Source organism: Streptomyces sp. NPDC027672 (assembly GCF_055566335.1).
Genome location: NZ_JBVHSO010000005.1, coordinates 189,201 through 204,130, shown reverse-complemented (window position 1 = coordinate 204,130; position 14,930 = coordinate 189,201). Strand labels below are relative to the sequence as shown.

Here is a 14,930-nt window from a genome sequence, read left to right as displayed (position 1 = left end):
CCGTCGCGGCTCGCAGAGAACAACCGGCAGTCACACCGGCAGCGTTGACGTCACGGTGTCTGCGCCTCCTTCTCTGCGGCCGGGCCGGGCGGCTGCGGCAGGCTCTTCGGCGCCGCCACCGGTCACGTGAGGTGCGTGACGCGGCAGTCGACCCGAGGGAGGGCCCGCCGTGGCCGAGGAAGACACCGACGAGCGTACGTACCGCGTCGTCCGCAACGACGAGGAGCAGTACTCCGTCTGGCTCGCCGACCGCGAGCTGCCGCTCGGCTGGCACGCCGAGGGCACCGAGGGCACCCGTGCCGAGTGCCTGGCGCACATCGGCACCGTCTGGACCGACATGCGCCCGCTCAGTCTGCGCCGGCAGATGGAGCGGGCGGAGCGCGGCTAGCGTCCGGCCCGGCCGGACGAGGAGGGTGACAGATGACGAGCCCCGACACGAGGACGCCGGCGGGTGCGCCGCCGCCGGGCGCGGCGGACGCCGGTCCACTGGTCCCGCTGCACCGCAACCGCGACTTCCTGCTGCTGTGGGGCGGCTCGGCGGTCTCCCTGCTCGGGTCGACGGCGACCACCATCGCCTACCCGCTGCTGGTCCTGGCCCTCACCGGCTCGCCGTTCGCCGCCGGGCTGGCCGGCTTCGTGGCGCTGCTGCCCGCGCTGCTCCTGCCGCTGCCGGCCGGCGCCCTGGTGGACCGCTGGCCGCGGCGGCGGCTGATGATCTGGTGTGACGCGCTGCGCGCGCTCGGCGCGGCGGCCATCGCGGTCGCGGCCGCACTCGGCGTCCTCGGCCTGCCGCTCGTGCTGGCCGTGGGCTTCACCGAGGGCGCGCTCACGGTGTTCCACGGGCTCGCCGCGCACGCGGCCGTCCCGAACGTCGTACCGCCGGCGCAGCTCTCGCTGGCGCTGTCCCGCAACGAGGCGCGGGGCCGGGCCGCGGTCATGCTCGGGACACCGCTCGGCGGTGCCCTGTTCGGTCTCGGCCGGGCCGTGCCGTTCCTCGCCGACGCGCTGACCTACCTGGTCTCGCTGACCGGACTGCTGCTCATCCGCAAGGAGTTCGAGGCCGAGCGGTCCGCCCGCACCGGCAGCATGGGCGAGCAGGTCCGCGAGGGCCTGCGGTGGCTGTGGCGACAGCCCTTCCTGCGCACCTCCGCCCTGCTGGTGGCCGGCAGCAACCTGATGTTCCGGGCGCTGTTCCTGGTCGCCATCGTGCTGGCCACCGACGTCGGCGCGTCCTCGGCGGGGGTGGGCCTGATGGTCGGCTTCGCGGGGGCCGGGGGCGTCCTCGGCTCGCTGGTGGCGCCGTGGTGCGCCCGCCGGGTCGCTCTGGGCGCCCTGGTGATCGGGGCGAACTGGGCGTGGGCGGTGCTGATGGCCGTGATCGCCCTCAGCCGCGATCCCTTCACGCTCGCCGCCGCCTACGCCGCGATGTGGTTCGTCGGACCGCTGTGGAACGTGGCGCTCGGCAGCTACCAGTTGAGCATCACCCCGGACCGGCTGCGCGGCCGGGTGCTCGCGGCGATGAGCACGCTGTCCAACGGGGTGCTGCCGATCGGCTCGCTGCTCGGCGGCCTGCTGCTCGACTCGGGCGGCGCGCGGACCGCCGCGCTGGCCCTGGCGGGCTGGATGGTGCTGGTCGCCGTCGCCGCCTCGGCCGCACCCTCCGTACGCACCACGCCCGGCGCACCGGCGCGGTGACCCGCCGGACCGGCCGCACGCCCGTGCGCGGCGGCGGCCGTACCACCCCTCGATCCAGTGCTGACAGGAGGAACTAGCGTGTTCCGCACCATGTTCGGGCCGTGCCCCGATCCGACGGGGCGAGGCCACCATGCCGGAACCTGACGACGGGCCGGCCGGTGTGCTCGGCACGATCGGCGGCACCCCGCTGGTCGAACTCGCCAAGCTGGCCCCGGGGCGGCACTTCACCACCTACGCCAAGCTGGAGGCGTTCAACCCCGGCGGCAGCATGAAGGACCGCTCGGCCCTGGAGATGCTGCGCGAGCCGATCCGGTGCGGCACCGTCGTGCCCGGCCGCTCGGTGGTCGTCGAATCGAGTTCCGGCAACCTCGGCATCGGGCTGGCCCAGGTCTGCGCGTACTACGGGCTCCGGTTCATCTGCGTGGTGGACCCCCGCACCAACCGGCAGAACATCGCCGTCATGCGAGCCCTGGGCGCGGAGGTCGAGGTGGTGAGCGAGTGCGACCCGGGCACCGGCGAGTACCTGCCCGCCCGGATCCGCCGGGTCAGCGCCCTGGTCGCCCGCATCCCGGGCGCCTACTGGCCCAACCAGTACGCCAACCCGCTCAACCCCCAGGCGCACCGGCAGACGATGCGCGAGATCCTCCAGGCGGCGCCGGGCGGGATCGACTACCTGTTCTGCGCGACGAGTTCGTGCGGCACGCTGCGCGGCTGCGCGGAGTACGTCCGCGACCGGGGGCTGCCGGTGACCGTGGTCGCGGTGGACGCCCTGGGCAGCGCCATCTTCGGCGGCGTCCCGGCGTCCCGGCTGATCCCGGGCCACGGCGCGGCCGTCCGCCCGGCGCTCTACCGCGACGGGCTCGCCGACGAGGTCGTCCACGTGACCGACCTCGACTGCGTGGTCGGCTGCCGGCGGCTCGCCGCACGGGAGGCCGTCCTCGCGGGCGGCTCCTCCGGGGCGCTGGTGGCGGCGGTGGACCAGTTGGCCGACCGCATCCCGGCGGGCGCGCGGTGCGCGCTGGTCCTGCCCGACCGCGGGGAGCGGTACCTCGACACGATCTACGACGACGCGTGGGTCGCCCGCCACTTCGGCGACGTGTCCCACCTGTGGAAGGAGAAGAAGCCGGCGATGAAGGGGGCACCATGCTGATCCTGGGATCCGGGGAGGTCCGCCAGGTCCTCGACGGCGCCGAGGACGAGGTCCTCGCAGCGGTGCGCCGCGCGTACCTGCTGCACGAGCGGGGCCGGACGGCCCTGCCGCACTCGGTGTTCCTCCGCTTCCCCGACGACCCGCGCAACCGCATCATCGGCCTGCCGGCCTACCTCGGCGAGGACGAGCCGGTGGCGGGCATCAAGTGGATCGCCTCGTTCCCCGGCAACACCGCGTCCGGCCTGGAGCGCGCCTCCGCCGCGGTGATCCTCAACTCGATGGCCACCGGGCAGCCGGAAGCCCTGCTGGAGGGCTCGGTGATCTCGGCCCGGCGTACCGCGGCGAGCGCCGCCCTCGCGGCGGCGGTGCTGGGCTCGTCCGTCCCCGACACCGGGGTCTCCCTGATCGGCTGCGGCGTGATCGGCTTCGAGATCCTGGCCTGCCTCCGGGCCGTCCTGCCCGGCCTCGCCGCCGTCACCGTGTCCGACCTGGACCGCTCCCGGGCGGAAGTCTTCGCCGCCCGCTGCCGGGACCGCTGGCCGGGGCTGAGGATCGAGGTCGCCGGGAGCGCCGAGGAGGCGCTCGCCGCCCACCGGCTGGTCTGCCTGGCGACCACCGCCGCCGCCCCGCACCTGACCACCGACGCCTGCCGGCCCGGCACGTTGGTCCTGCACGTGTCCCTGCGCGACCTGGCACCGCGGAGCATCCTGGCCGCCGTCAACGTGGTCGACGACGCGGACCACGTGTGCCGCGAGTCGACCTCCCTGCACCTGGCCGAACAGCTCAGCGGGAACCGGGACTTCATCTCCGCCTCGATCGGCTCCGTCCTGGACTCCGGAACACCCTTCCGGCGCCCCGGGGACCGCGTCACCGTCTTCTCCCCGTTCGGCCTGGGCACCCTCGACCTCGCCCTCGCCGACCTCGTCCGCCGCCGGGCCGGCTCCCTGGGACTGGGCACCTGGGTACCGGACTTCCTGCCGGCCGGCGCCGGGGCGGTGTCCGGCTGACCGGCGGCGGCCGGGGCGGGCCCCGGCGCCGCGGCCTGCCCGGTACGCGGACACGCGGGCCGCGGACACGGGCCGCGAGCGGTCCGGCGGGAGCACCTGTGCCGGAGGGACGGGTGAGGCCCGTCCGTCACCGCCTCGTCCAGTCCCGGGTGGGCAGGGCGGGCAGCCCGGACGAGGCGGTCCAGGGCATCACGCGCGCCAACTCGCGGTGTATGCGGTCGGCTTCGCCGCGCACCTGGGCGGGGATGTCACCGCGCTCGGCGACGAGACGGCTGAAGATGGGGGTTTCCTGGAACACGGTGCGGTCTGCTTTCTACGGGGCGGCCGGCCGCGGAGGCCGGGCCGTGCGGGTACTTACAGGTGCGGGTAGGACTGGACTCGGGTGCGGGTAGGACTGGACTCGATCATCACGTCGGTGAACAGTCTCCCTCAACCCAAGTGCTCCGCACGCGCGGGCCGGTGTCCACGTCCGGGGCCGAGCGCACGGGCGCCGGAGGGCTCCGGGGCCCGTACGTCCCGAAGCGGTGCCCGTACTGCGGATGCCGGCCGGCGCGGCATGGGGCAGGCTGGAGAGGTGCCTCTCACGTCGAAGCTGTTCCGCGACGACCCGGCGCTGCAGCGGTGCCTGGTGTCCGACGCCGGTCATGTCACGCCCGGCGCCCAGGGCGAGCACGTCACCAGGATCCAGGCGGCGCTCGTCACGCTGGGTGCCGGCGTGATCGCCCCCGACGAGGTCGAGAGCAGCCGCTACGGCCCGACGACGGCGCAATCCGTCCTGGCCTTCAAGGGACCGCCACGCGACATCCTGGGTCCCGGCCAGACGACGCCCGACGACATCGTCGGGAAGAAGACGATCGCCGCGCTCGACCACGAGATCGTGGCGTTCGAGAACCGGCCGCCGCCCGCCGTGGACAGCCTGTTCGTCTCGCTGACCCACGAAGGAGCCCCGCACGACCACGGCACATGCCCGCTGGACCGCAGCGGGCACCTGGTCGACCACATGGCCACGCCGGTCAACCCGGGTCCCGGACGGAAAGTGAACATCGGCGGCGAAGGGGAGTCCCGGTACCAGGGCTTCGAGGACTTCGTCACGAACACCGGCGTCGTCGGTGGGCCGCCTCGCCCGCTGACCGACACCATCGCGAGCGACACGGCCACGGACATCGCGCTGCGGTACGCGCCCATCACCACGCGCGGGGAGGGCGAGATCCGCCGGATCGCGGCGTCCGGCGCCCGCCTCACCATCGCCACGAACTCGTTCACGCTGCCGGCGATGGAGCAGATCGTGCAGCGGCTCGGCGGGGTCGTCATCGAACGCATCTCGCTGCCGGACCCCACGGTCGCCGACGGACTCGGCTACCAGATCCTGGTCGTCGTCCTCCCGGTCAAGTTCTGAGACGGCGGTTCCTACTCGAAGAACTTCAGGCTCCAGCCGGTGTTCGTGTTGGCTCCCGGGACGTTCGCGCGGCTGTAGGTGGTGTCACCCCACCAGCAGAAGGTGCCGGTGTACCAGTAGCGGTTCTCCCAGGTGTACGGCGTGCCCTTGGGGACCGCGTGGTACATCAGCGGGAACCTCGGGCCGGCGGGCGGGCTCGTGCCGATGTCGCCGTCGAGGAGCACGAAGCTGTGGTGACCGGGTCCGTCGACATACAGAGTGGGGTCCCAGCCGGCCATCATCGTGGCCCGGTTCGAGCCGAACAGGCAGCCGTTGGACTTGTACCAGTCCCAGACGTACGCCGGGTCGCCGCCGGCCCGCAGCCGCAGCTCGCCCAGACAGTACTGGTCGCTCCAACTGCCGTTCGCGGAGTAGACGATGTGCAGCTGCCCGTTCGGATCCCTGACGGGCTCGGGGCCCTCGTTGATGAACGGGCTCCCGACCACCCGCTCCCAGCTCTCCCGGGGCTGCGAGATGACGCTGCGCGCGCCGGTCGGCGTGGTGGGGCCGCTCATCCGGGCGATGTACAGGTTCTGTTCGACGTTGGTGTCACCGGCCCAGCCGGACCAGACGAACCAGCGTTGCCCGTTGAAGGTGAACAGGGTGCCGTCGATGGCCCACTTGTCGTCCGGGAGGGCCAGTTTCGTCTCGCCGGTGTAGCCGCTGTCCGGGGCGGCGGAGCTGATGACGTACATGCGGTGGGCCGATCCGCGGCCGGCCGAGAAATAGATGTAGTAGCGGCCCGTGTCGCGCACGATCTCGGGGGCCCAGACCTCGCCGAGGCCACGGGTGTCCGACCAGACCCGCCGGGCGGTCGCTGAGGCGAGCGCGTCCGTCGAGGGGGCCTGCCGCACGAGGATGCCGTCACCGGCGGACTGCACCGCGATGTAGGTGCCGCCGACCCTGAGCACGCTCGGGTCGGCGGCCCGCAGACCCGTCTGGCCGGCCCGGGCGGGCGCGGCGGACACGAGGGCCAGCACGGCGGTCAGCAGGCCGGACAGCAGGAGGGCGGCGGCGCCCGTCAGACAGCGAGGTGGCTTCATCGTCCCGTTTCCTGGTCGTGTCCTGGTCGTCCGCGCTTCGGCACCGGGCCGACGGCATGACGGCGGTGTGCGGACGGCGTCCGGTCGCGACCGCCTCGGTGAGGACGCGTGGCACTCCTGACCGCCCGGCACCGGCCTTCGTGCCGGCCCTCTTCACATCGACTTACCTCGACAGAACCTGTGTCCTCAGGATTGCGAGGGGTGTTGAACATGTCAACGCCGCGTAGCGTCCGAATCGCCGAGGAGGCGCCGCCTGCCTTCCCGGCACCGCCGACGGCGGTGCCGGGGTGTTGCTCACGGTGGGGCTTTCCCGGGTTACCCCTGGTCCGCCGCGAAGGAGGCCATGCGGGCCAGGGCCGCGTTCCAGTTGATCGCGGTCTCGTTGGTCGACCAGGACTGGATGTCGTCGATGTAGCAGAACTGGCCGACGCAGCCCGTGAGCTTGGACTGGGCGTACGGGTCCTGGATGCTCGAGTTGGGGCCGCCGGCGAGGGTGCCGGACGGCGGGTTCGGCAGGCTCGGGTCGAGCTCGTGGGCGTACCAGCGGCTGTGCTGGTTGTGGGAGCTGACCTCGCCGTAGCCGGTGACGTAGGAGATGTTCAGGGCGTTGCGCCCGAGGATGTAGTCCATGGCCTGCAGTGCCCCGTCGCGGTACTTGCGGGCGCCGGTGAGGTCGTAGGCGGTGGCGAGGACCACGGCGTTGTTGAGGACCTGGTGGCTGGAGCCCCAGTCGTAGCCGTTGCCGGCAGGGGCGTACGGCATGCCGTACGGGTGGGCGGTCAGCGTGGCGAGGTAGGTGTCGGCGCCCTGGATCACCGAGCGGCGCACCTGGTCGCGGCCGGGCAGCCGGCTGGGGACGAGGGCGAGGTCGAGCCGGCCGGCGGCGGCCGTACGGCCCCAGTCGAAGCCGGTCGGGCCGAAGATGTCGGCGGTGTGCTCCGGGGAGCCGAGGACGTGGCCGGCGAACTGCCGCTCCCCCGTGGTCAGGTACAGCTCGGCCGCGGCCCAGTAGAACTCGTCGGTGACGTCGTCGTCGCCGTAGGCGCCGCCGCCGGTGCCGTCAGCGGGGTCCGCGTAGCGGTCGGGGTGGGCGAGGGCGGCGTTCCACGCCGTGCGGGCGGCCGTCAGCGCCCTCGCGGCGAACGCCTTGTCGTAGGGCCGGTACAGACGGGCGGCCTGCGCGGCCGTCGCGGCCAGGTTGAGGGTCGCCGCGGTGGTCGGCGGGTGCAGTTCCCGCTTCTGCGGGTCCTGGCCGGGCAGCAGGGGCAGTCCGGTCCACTGCTCGTCGTGGACCTTGTGGTGGACCATCCCGGCCAGCGGCTGCCCGGCGGGCACCTGCATCTTCAGCAGGAACTCCAGCTCCCAGCGGGCCTCGTCGAGGATGTCCGGCACCTTGTTGCCGCTCTCGGGCAGCGCGAGGCTGCCGTCGCCGAGCGCGGCGGGGTGTCCGGTGCGGGTCAGCAGCGACCGCTCGTAGGTGCTCAGCAGCTCCCAGGTGGCGATGCCGCCGTTCACGACGTACTTGCCGTGGTCGCCGGCGTCGTACCAGCCCCCGGTGACGTCGGCGGTGTAGTCGCACACGCCCGGCTGGCAGGGGACGTTCGCGTCGCCCTGGTTGGGGGCGACGTTCAGGTGTCCGGCCGCGCGGCCGTAGCCGGGCCGCAGGTCGTCGCGGATCGCGATGCCGCTGCGCTGCGTGTAGTAGTACTTCACGGAGTCCAGCCGCAGCCTGCGGTAGGCCGCCGCGTCGATGTCGAACGGGTGGCTGGTCTCGCCGTCGGCGACGAGGGTGTAGCCGGTTCCGTGCCCGCCGTAGGAGCCGAAGTCGATCGAGTGGACGTTCTGCCCGGAGGAGGCGTCGACGCCCCGCGGCACGGTCAGGCCCCGGGCGACCGTCGTGCCCTCGGCGTTCCTCAGCTGCCAGGGCAGCCGGGCGGTGCCGTCGGTGACGAGGGTGGCGTTCTTCGGTCCGGCGGGCAGGTAGGCGACCTGGTTGACGCGCACCCGGGGCCCGGTGTCCGGCTCGTAGACCTCCGGGGGCACCCCGCCGAGCAACGAGACGTCGTCCACGCAGAAGCGCCAGGCGTCGGCGCTGCCGCCGACCTGGAAGGCGACCTGGCCCTGGGTGGTGTCGACGGGCGCGGTGAAGGTGTAGGAGTACGAACCGCCGGCCTCGGTGAGGAGGGGGCTCGCCTCCTGCCAGGTGTCGTACGGCGACACGGCCAGGCCCACGATCGCCCGCACGGCGTGCCCCTCGGGGACGCCGGAGGCGTCGAAGGAGAACCGGTACGTCTCCCCCTTGACCAGCGTGATGTCGTTCTGGCCGATCGCGGAGTCCCAGCGGTTGGTGGTGCCGCCGGGCACGTCCGCGCACAGCCGGCCGTCGCTCAGGCCCGCGGTGACGTTGCTGGTCCACCAGGGGTCGGTGGCGGTGTCGAAGGTGCCGTTCCTGACCTGCTCGACCTCCTCGGCACCGGCCTGCTGGACGGGCAGCGCGGTGAGCGCCGTGCCCAGCAGGGCGGTGAGGGTCAACAAGGCGGTTGTGCGTCGTTTCACGTCTGGGCTCCTCGGGACGTGCGGGTGCGCCAGGTGCGTGGGAGCGCTCCCAAAATGCGGACGCCGGCCATGCTTGCCGCGGTCATGACACTTCGTCAACGGTCCGGACACGACGGATTGCGTGCGGACCGCAGCCCGCACGGACTCAAGAGGTCAACTCCGCACGGCGCGGCGCGTGTTGCGGCGCGTCGCGGCGGGAGCGTCGGTGCGCGGGCGGGTGAGCGGCACCGGGAGGCGTTCGAGGTCACCATGCGCCTGGATCGAAGTTCGTCAAGATAGAAGAATGTCGAATCAAGGGCTGGCCGTGCCGGGCCAGGACGCGGGTGCTGCCCGACCCTGCTGGCCGTGCCCGTGGACGAGGACCGGGCCGTCGAGCATGCTCGATGCTGTTCGTCTGCGTCCACAACGCCGGCCGCTCGCAGATGGCCGCCGCCTGGCTCGCGAGGTCCGCTCCGCCGGCTCCGCGCCGGCCGGCACGGTGAACCCGGCCGCCGTCGCGGCCATGGCCGAAGCCGGCATCGACATCTCCGCCGAGATCCCGAAGATCCTCACCGCCGGCGCCGTACGGGCGTCCGACGTGGTGATCACGATGGGCTGCGGCGACACCTGCCCCGTCTTCCCCGGCAAGCGCTACCTCGACTGGGCGCTGGACGACCCGGCCGGGCAGGGCCTGGACGCCGTCCGGCCGATCCGCGACGAGATCGGCCGGCGCGTCCAGGCCCTCGTGGCCGAACTCCTGCCCGGCGGCGCCTGAGCCGCCGGGCGGCGCGGGGCTCCTTCACCGCACGGGTCGGCTCCCGGGGACCCGGCGGACCGTCCTCACCCGTCGGCCCGGGAGGCTCCCGCCCCGCCCGCCGGACGTGCCCGGCGCGGTGCGGTGGGCGGGCCCCCGGTCAGCTCAGCCACCCGTCACCACGCCGGTCAGCCACCCGTCGCCACGCGGTAGAAGGCCGCGAGGGCGGCGTCGATGGGATGGGGCCGCGGTGTGCCCGAGGCGTCCAGCCTGTTCCACCTCTGCGCGTTCACCGCGACGCACAGCTGCCGCTCGCCGTCGGCCCGGGTCATGGCCAGCGCCCCGCCACCCCACACCGTGCCGCCGTGGCCCCAGTAGGTGCCCTGGCCGGGGATCTCCACGGGGTGCAGGCCGAGGCCGTAGTCGATCGTCCGTCCCTCCTGGGAGACGACCGGCACGGTGTGCCGCATCTGCGCCAGCGACCACGGACTGACGATCTCCCCGGCGAGCAGCAGGCGGTAGAAGCGGTTGAGGTCCGCGACGGTCGATATCAGCGAGGCGGCCGGTCCCACCCATGACATGTCGAAGACGCTGTAGTCGCGCGGTGGGTCGATCATGCCGAACCACTCCTCGTAGAGCCGCGAGTGCGGTCCGTCGACGTACGGTCCGGCGGGGAGTGCGGTGTCCTGGAGCCCGGCGCGTTCGATGACGTTCCGGGTGATGCACTCCTCGGCCGTGGCGCCGGTCACCTCCTCCAACAGCGCGCCGAGAAGCAGGTAATTGGTGTTGGAGTACACACCCGGAGTGCCGCCCGGGGCGCCGGCGGCGGGCGCGGCGACCCCCATCTCGATCAGTTCGGTGGGGTGAAACCGGGTGAACCGGTTGTCATCCAGGCTCTCGGGTCCGGTGTCCGCGAAGACGGGGAACCCCTTGAGGGAGGGGTAGGCGTAGGGGAGGTACTCGGCGAGGCCGCTGGTGTGGTTGAGCAGCATCCGGACCGTGACGGCCTGGCCGCGTGCTCCGGGAACCAGCCTCGGGAGGTACCGGCCGATCGGCGTGTCGAGACCGATGCGGCCGCTTTCGACCTGCTGGAGCACCGCGGCGGCGGTGAAGGTCTTGGTGATGCTGCCGACGCGGTGGCGCATCCCGGCGGTGACGGGGCGGCGGGTGGCGACGTCGGCGACCCCGGCGGCGCCGCGCCAGGTCCGGTCGCCGTCCCGCACCTCGGCGAACACGCCCGGCATCCCGGCGCGGTGGACGTTTTCGAGGGCGGTGCTCAGTTCCGCGGGGTCCGGTAATTTCCGCACGACAGGCGTCCTTTCGTCTTCCACGGGAGGAACTCCACGTCGGCGCGCCCGCCTTGGGCAGGGCGGCACGAGTGGACACGTCGGCCGGCTCCTTGCGGGACCGTCCGGCACACGCATGTCCTCATTATGCACGCGGTGCGTGCAGCACCAAGTGCACGGATAGACTGGACTCCGTCGAGAGGAGCGAGATGGCAGGGCGAAGGCGCTGGTCGACCGAGGAGATCCTGGACGCGGCGGCGGAGCTGCTGCGCACGGGCGACACCGAGTCGTTCAGCGTGCGCAAGCTGGCCGCGACGCTGGGGACCGATTCCTCCAGCCTCTACCGGCACTTCCGCAGCAAGACCGAACTGCTGCGCGCGGTCGCCGACCGGATCCTCCTGGCCGCCATGGACGACTACCGGCCCGACGGCGACTGGAAGCAGCGCATCACCGCCCTCGCCCTGCGCGTGCGCGAGGCCTTCGGGCAGCAGCCCCAGCTCGCCGCGGTCTGGGGGCGCTACGCGTCGAGCGGCACCGGTTCCCGGCTCGTCATGGAAGAGGTGCTCCAGGCCCTGCGCGCCTCGGGACTGCCCGACGAGGAGATCCCGGAGCGCTACCACCGCATCGCGGTCCTCATCGCCGCGTTGACCGCCTCCGAGGCCGGGGTCACCGCCCTCACCTCCGAGGAGTACGAACAGGGCATGGAGCTGTTCCGTGTCGCGGTGCTCGGCGCCGACCCCGACCGCTTTCCAGCCCTGGCGCACTTCGCCCGCGAGGTCCGCCCCCTCGGAGCGGACCGCCGCGCCGCGTTCGAGGAGATCCTCGCCGCCCAACTCGCCCGCATCGAGGCCGCGATCCCTCCGGGCTAGCGGTCTCGGGGTTTCGGTCTCGGGGCGTCGCGCCGTTACCGCGGAGGTAATGGCGCCGGTCCGCCGGCGGCGGTGAGAATGCGACGCACCGTGTCAGTCGTGACGCGGAGACCGGATCGGAGTGATGCGTCATGTCCCCAGCCGCACCCGCTGCCACCCGCGCCGTCGTGGACGAGCTGCTGCGCCGGATCGGCGAGGGCGATCCGGAGCGGATCGCCGAGATGTACGCCGTGCGGGCCGACTGGAAGCTGGACTGGCCGGAGGCCGAGCACGGCCGGGCCGCCACCCCGTGGATCCGTCACCGTTCCACCCGTGCCGATGCCGCCGCCCACTACCGCGCACTCGCCGAGCACCACGTCCCCGGGCAGGCGGCGACCGAGATCGAGCGCATCCTCGTCGACGGCCACGACGCGGTCGTGCTCGGTGAGATCCGGCAGACCGCCCGCTCCACCGGACGTGCCTACCGTGCCCGGTTCGCTCTGCACCTCACCGTCGAAGACGGCCTCGTCACCCGGCACCACGTCTACGAGGACAGCCTTGCCGTCGCCCAGGCGTTCGCCACGACGGCGCCGGGCGAGGCCCGCTGAGGCGTCCGGCGACGGCCCCCGGGCCGCTCCCTGCGCCGTACGCGCCGGTGGCTTCAGCGGATCTCGAGGTCCGCGAAGTCCGGGTGGCGCAGGGAGCGCCACACCTCGGCGGCCGAGAGGGGGCACTGGGTCGCCGTGCGGTCCCGTTCCGTCCAGTAGTAGTTGCGGGCCCGGGGATCGCTCCAGGTCTTGCCGAGGTTGCGCCGGTCGACCTCTTCGTTGTACCGCCGGTACGGCTCCTCCCGCACGGTGACCGCCTTCTTGCCGTCGAGGATCAGCCGCTCGACGCATTCGAGGGCGTGGACGGTGATCAGCTCGTGGTAGGTCGGGATGTTGAGCATGCTGCTGGTGTTCGGGCCGTAGATGGTCCACAGGTTCGGGAAGCCCGGCATCATGCAGCCCTTGTAGGCCCGCGCCCCGCCCTCGCTCCACAGTTCGTCCAGTGTCAGTCCGCCGCGACCGGTGATCTTCATGGGGAACAGGTAGTCCCCGGCGCGGAAGCCGGTGGCGTAGACGATCGCGTCCAGGTCGTGCTGTGTGCCCTCGCTGGTCTCGATCCCGGTCCGGTTGATGCGGCGGATGCCGTCGGTGACGAGTGTGACGTCGTCCCGCTGAAGGGCGTCGAGGACGCTGTACTCGGGGTCCACCAGGACCGGCCGCGCCGAGAGCACCGGGTGCGGCGGGGTCATCTTCCGCACGAGTTCCGGGTCGTCGAGTTTGTGTGCGAGGAAGGCCAGGGCGGCGTCCCGGGCCGCCTTGTTGGCGGCGCTCAGGGAGTGCGGGTCGTGGAAGCCGGGGTCGATCTCGGTCGCCGTGGCCAGGCCGTTGGTCGCGTAGGTCGCCCGGAACCGGGTGAAGTTGGTGTGGTACGGCAGGTTCCGGTCGAGCCAGGTGACCTGCTCGGGGAAGGGCGAACGGTAGCCGGGCACCGGGAACAGCCATTGCGGGGTGCGCTGGAAGACGGTGACGTGCCCGGCTTCCAGGGCCAGTTCGGGGATGAGCTGGTAGCCGGTGCAGCCCGTTCCGACGACCGCCACCCGCCGGCCCTTCAGGTCGGCCCCGTCCGGCCACCGGGCCGTGTGCCAGGACGGACCGGCGAACTCCTCGGCCCCCTCGATCGGCGGAACGTGCGGGCGGTTCAGGAAACCCACGGCGGAGATGACCGCGTTCGAGCGGACCGTGTACGCGCCCCGCGGGCCCGTGACGTGGACCGCCCAGGTCCCGGAGTCCTCGTCCCAGTCCATGGCGCGCACTTCGGTGTCGAACACGATGTCGGCGCGGACATCGAACTCGTCGGCGACCCAGTCCAGGTACTCGGCGTTCTTCTCCGCCGGGCAGAACGGGTACGGAAGGCTGAAGCCGGCACCGTACAGGTGTGTGTAGGCGCGGCTCGGGGAGTCGACGCGGCAGCCCGGGTACCGGTTCTCCCACCAGGTGCCGCCGGCGCCGGAGTTCTTCTCGATCACCGTGTACGGGATGCCGGCCCGCTTGAGCTGGACGGCGGCGTTGAGGCCGCCGAGTCCGGCGCCGACGACCGTGACGTGGAAGCCGTCCAGCCGCTCGCGGGGCGGCGGGGCCTGCCACCGCAGGGCGCGGGCCCACGGGTCCAGGGCGAGGTCCTCCAGCCAGAGTCCCAGGTCTTCTGCGGGGATGTCCTGGCCGGCGGCCAGTGCCAGGCTGACGGGCAGGCGTCCGGCCGGGCCGGGCCCGATGTCTGGGGCCCCCGCGGCGCGGTAGTCCTTCAGGAACCTGGCGGCCTTGTCCTGGAGCAGCGCGGTGTCCTCGTCCCGGGACGGCACGCACATGTCGAGGGCGCCGGCCCGCACGGTCTTCACCCGGGTCGCGGCGACCTCCTCGTCCGCGGTCAACTGGTAGAGCAGGCCCCGCAGCACCATCGGGTCGGCGTACCGGACGGCGTCCTCGATGGTCTCGTCGCTCGCGTCGGGCAACTCCGTGCGGGGCACGCCAAGTGCCGCCATGGGGCGTTCCTTTCGGTAGGGGTGTGTGCGGTGCGGGCAGCGTCGCCGGGTCGCCCGCCGCCCCGGCCCGGGAGCGGTCCGGCCGGGAGCCGGCGTGCCGCTCGGGCCGGGGCGGGGGATGACCCGGGGGTTGCTCAGCCGTAGCGGCGTTCGCCGTCGGCTCCCAGCGGGGACCACCACTGGTCGTAGTTGGTCGCGCCGTCGCCGAAGAAGCCGGCGCGGCCCTCGACGATCCGGCCGTCCTCCCAGCGGAACACCTGCACGCCGTGGGCGTCCAGGACGTCGAAGGGCGAGGTGCTGCCCGCCGGGGCGCCGGGGCGGACGGCGTGGACCTTCACCACGTCCATGTTCTCGTTCCCGCTGATCATGGAGGTGACCAGCTCGACCTCGAAGTTGCCGCCCGCGGTTTCCGCGAGCGCGCGCCGGAAGGCGAGGAGGGCGTCGAGGCCCACGTGCCAGCCCGCCTGCGCGTGGCGGCCGGGGACCGAGAAGCGGACGTCCTCCGACCAGTACTCGGCGGCCTCCTCCCGGTCCAGGGCGACGAGAGCGACGTACGCCTTCTCGACCAGTTCGGGGGTTACCTCGGTCAT

13 protein-coding genes and 1 pseudogene are annotated in these 14,930 nt (G+C 72.8%); 8 read left to right on the top strand and 6 right to left on the bottom strand.

Features of this window, described 5'->3' with window-relative positions:
* Positions 1-169: 169 nt before the first annotated feature.
* From ACZ4SV_RS14605 to sbnB, 4 genes are all read left to right on the top strand, one after another.
* Positions 170-388: an MbtH family protein gene (locus ACZ4SV_RS14605; RefSeq protein ID WP_365877907.1), complete on the top strand. Its 219-nt coding sequence runs from the start codon at positions 170-172 to the stop codon at positions 386-388.
* A gap of 32 nt (positions 389-420) precedes the next feature.
* Positions 421-1,695: an MFS transporter gene (locus ACZ4SV_RS14600; protein ID WP_468004382.1), complete on the top strand. Its 1,275-nt coding sequence runs from the start codon at positions 421-423 to the stop codon at positions 1,693-1,695.
* Between the two features lie 130 nt (positions 1,696-1,825).
* Entirely contained in the window at positions 1,826-2,845 is a 1,020-nt protein-coding gene (gene sbnA, locus ACZ4SV_RS14595; RefSeq protein WP_365877911.1) for a 2,3-diaminopropionate biosynthesis protein SbnA, read from the top strand.
* Complete coding sequence (sbnB, locus tag ACZ4SV_RS14590) at positions 2,839-3,852, top strand: 2,3-diaminopropionate biosynthesis protein SbnB (protein WP_468004380.1); 1,014 nt, start codon at positions 2,839-2,841, stop codon at positions 3,850-3,852. The genes sbnA and sbnB overlap by 7 nt, the downstream gene beginning before the upstream one ends.
* Positions 3,853-3,979: 127 nt before the next feature.
* On the opposite strand, the gene ACZ4SV_RS14585 is transcribed toward sbnB, so the two are convergent.
* Positions 3,980-4,150 (bottom strand): hypothetical protein, encoded by a 171-nt coding sequence (locus ACZ4SV_RS14585; protein WP_365877915.1) that lies wholly within the window; start codon positions 4,148-4,150, stop codon positions 3,980-3,982.
* Between the two features lie 276 nt (positions 4,151-4,426).
* On the opposite strand from ACZ4SV_RS14585, the gene ACZ4SV_RS14580 reads away from it, so the two are divergent.
* Complete coding sequence (locus tag ACZ4SV_RS14580) at positions 4,427-5,248, top strand: hypothetical protein (protein WP_468004377.1); 822 nt, start codon at positions 4,427-4,429, stop codon at positions 5,246-5,248.
* Between the two features lie 11 nt (positions 5,249-5,259).
* Here ACZ4SV_RS14580 and ACZ4SV_RS14575 read toward each other — a convergent pair whose 3' ends face one another.
* Together ACZ4SV_RS14575 and ACZ4SV_RS14570 are read right to left on the bottom strand one after the other, a co-directional pair.
* Positions 5,260-6,330, bottom strand: a complete 1,071-nt coding sequence (locus ACZ4SV_RS14575; RefSeq protein ID WP_468004375.1) for a glycoside hydrolase family 43 protein — start codon at positions 6,328-6,330, stop codon at positions 5,260-5,262.
* Between the two features lie 315 nt (positions 6,331-6,645).
* Positions 6,646-8,886, bottom strand: a complete 2,241-nt coding sequence (locus ACZ4SV_RS14570) for a glycoside hydrolase family 9 protein (protein WP_468004373.1) — start codon at positions 8,884-8,886, stop codon at positions 6,646-6,648.
* 383 nt (positions 8,887-9,269) lie between these two features.
* On the opposite strand from ACZ4SV_RS14570, the pseudogene ACZ4SV_RS14565 reads away from it, so the two are divergent.
* A pseudogene (locus ACZ4SV_RS14565) lies at positions 9,270-9,640 on the top strand (arsenate reductase/protein-tyrosine-phosphatase family protein).
* A gap of 167 nt (positions 9,641-9,807) precedes the next feature.
* Here ACZ4SV_RS14565 and ACZ4SV_RS14560 read toward each other — a convergent pair.
* Positions 9,808-10,863, bottom strand: coding sequence for a serine hydrolase domain-containing protein (locus ACZ4SV_RS14560; protein WP_468004790.1), 1,056 nt, complete (start codon positions 10,861-10,863; stop codon positions 9,808-9,810).
* Positions 10,864-11,114: 251 nt separating this feature from the next.
* Here ACZ4SV_RS14560 and ACZ4SV_RS14555 point away from each other — a divergent pair, with 251 nt between their 5' ends.
* Positions 11,115-11,774: a TetR/AcrR family transcriptional regulator gene (locus ACZ4SV_RS14555; RefSeq protein WP_468004371.1), complete on the top strand. Its 660-nt coding sequence runs from the start codon at positions 11,115-11,117 to the stop codon at positions 11,772-11,774.
* Between the two features lie 131 nt (positions 11,775-11,905).
* The gene (locus ACZ4SV_RS14550; protein WP_468004369.1) at positions 11,906-12,361 is read left to right on the top strand and encodes a nuclear transport factor 2 family protein; all 456 of its coding nucleotides are present in this window, start codon (positions 11,906-11,908) and stop codon (positions 12,359-12,361) included.
* Positions 12,362-12,414: 53 nt separating this feature from the next.
* On the opposite strand, the gene ACZ4SV_RS14545 is transcribed toward ACZ4SV_RS14550, so the two are convergent.
* Both ACZ4SV_RS14545 and ACZ4SV_RS14540 read right to left on the bottom strand, forming a co-directional pair.
* Positions 12,415-14,340, bottom strand: a complete 1,926-nt coding sequence (locus ACZ4SV_RS14545; protein WP_468004367.1) for a flavin-containing monooxygenase — start codon at positions 14,338-14,340, stop codon at positions 12,415-12,417.
* A gap of 134 nt (positions 14,341-14,474) precedes the next feature.
* Complete coding sequence (locus ACZ4SV_RS14540; protein ID WP_468004365.1) at positions 14,475-14,930, bottom strand: nuclear transport factor 2 family protein; 456 nt, start codon at positions 14,928-14,930, stop codon at positions 14,475-14,477.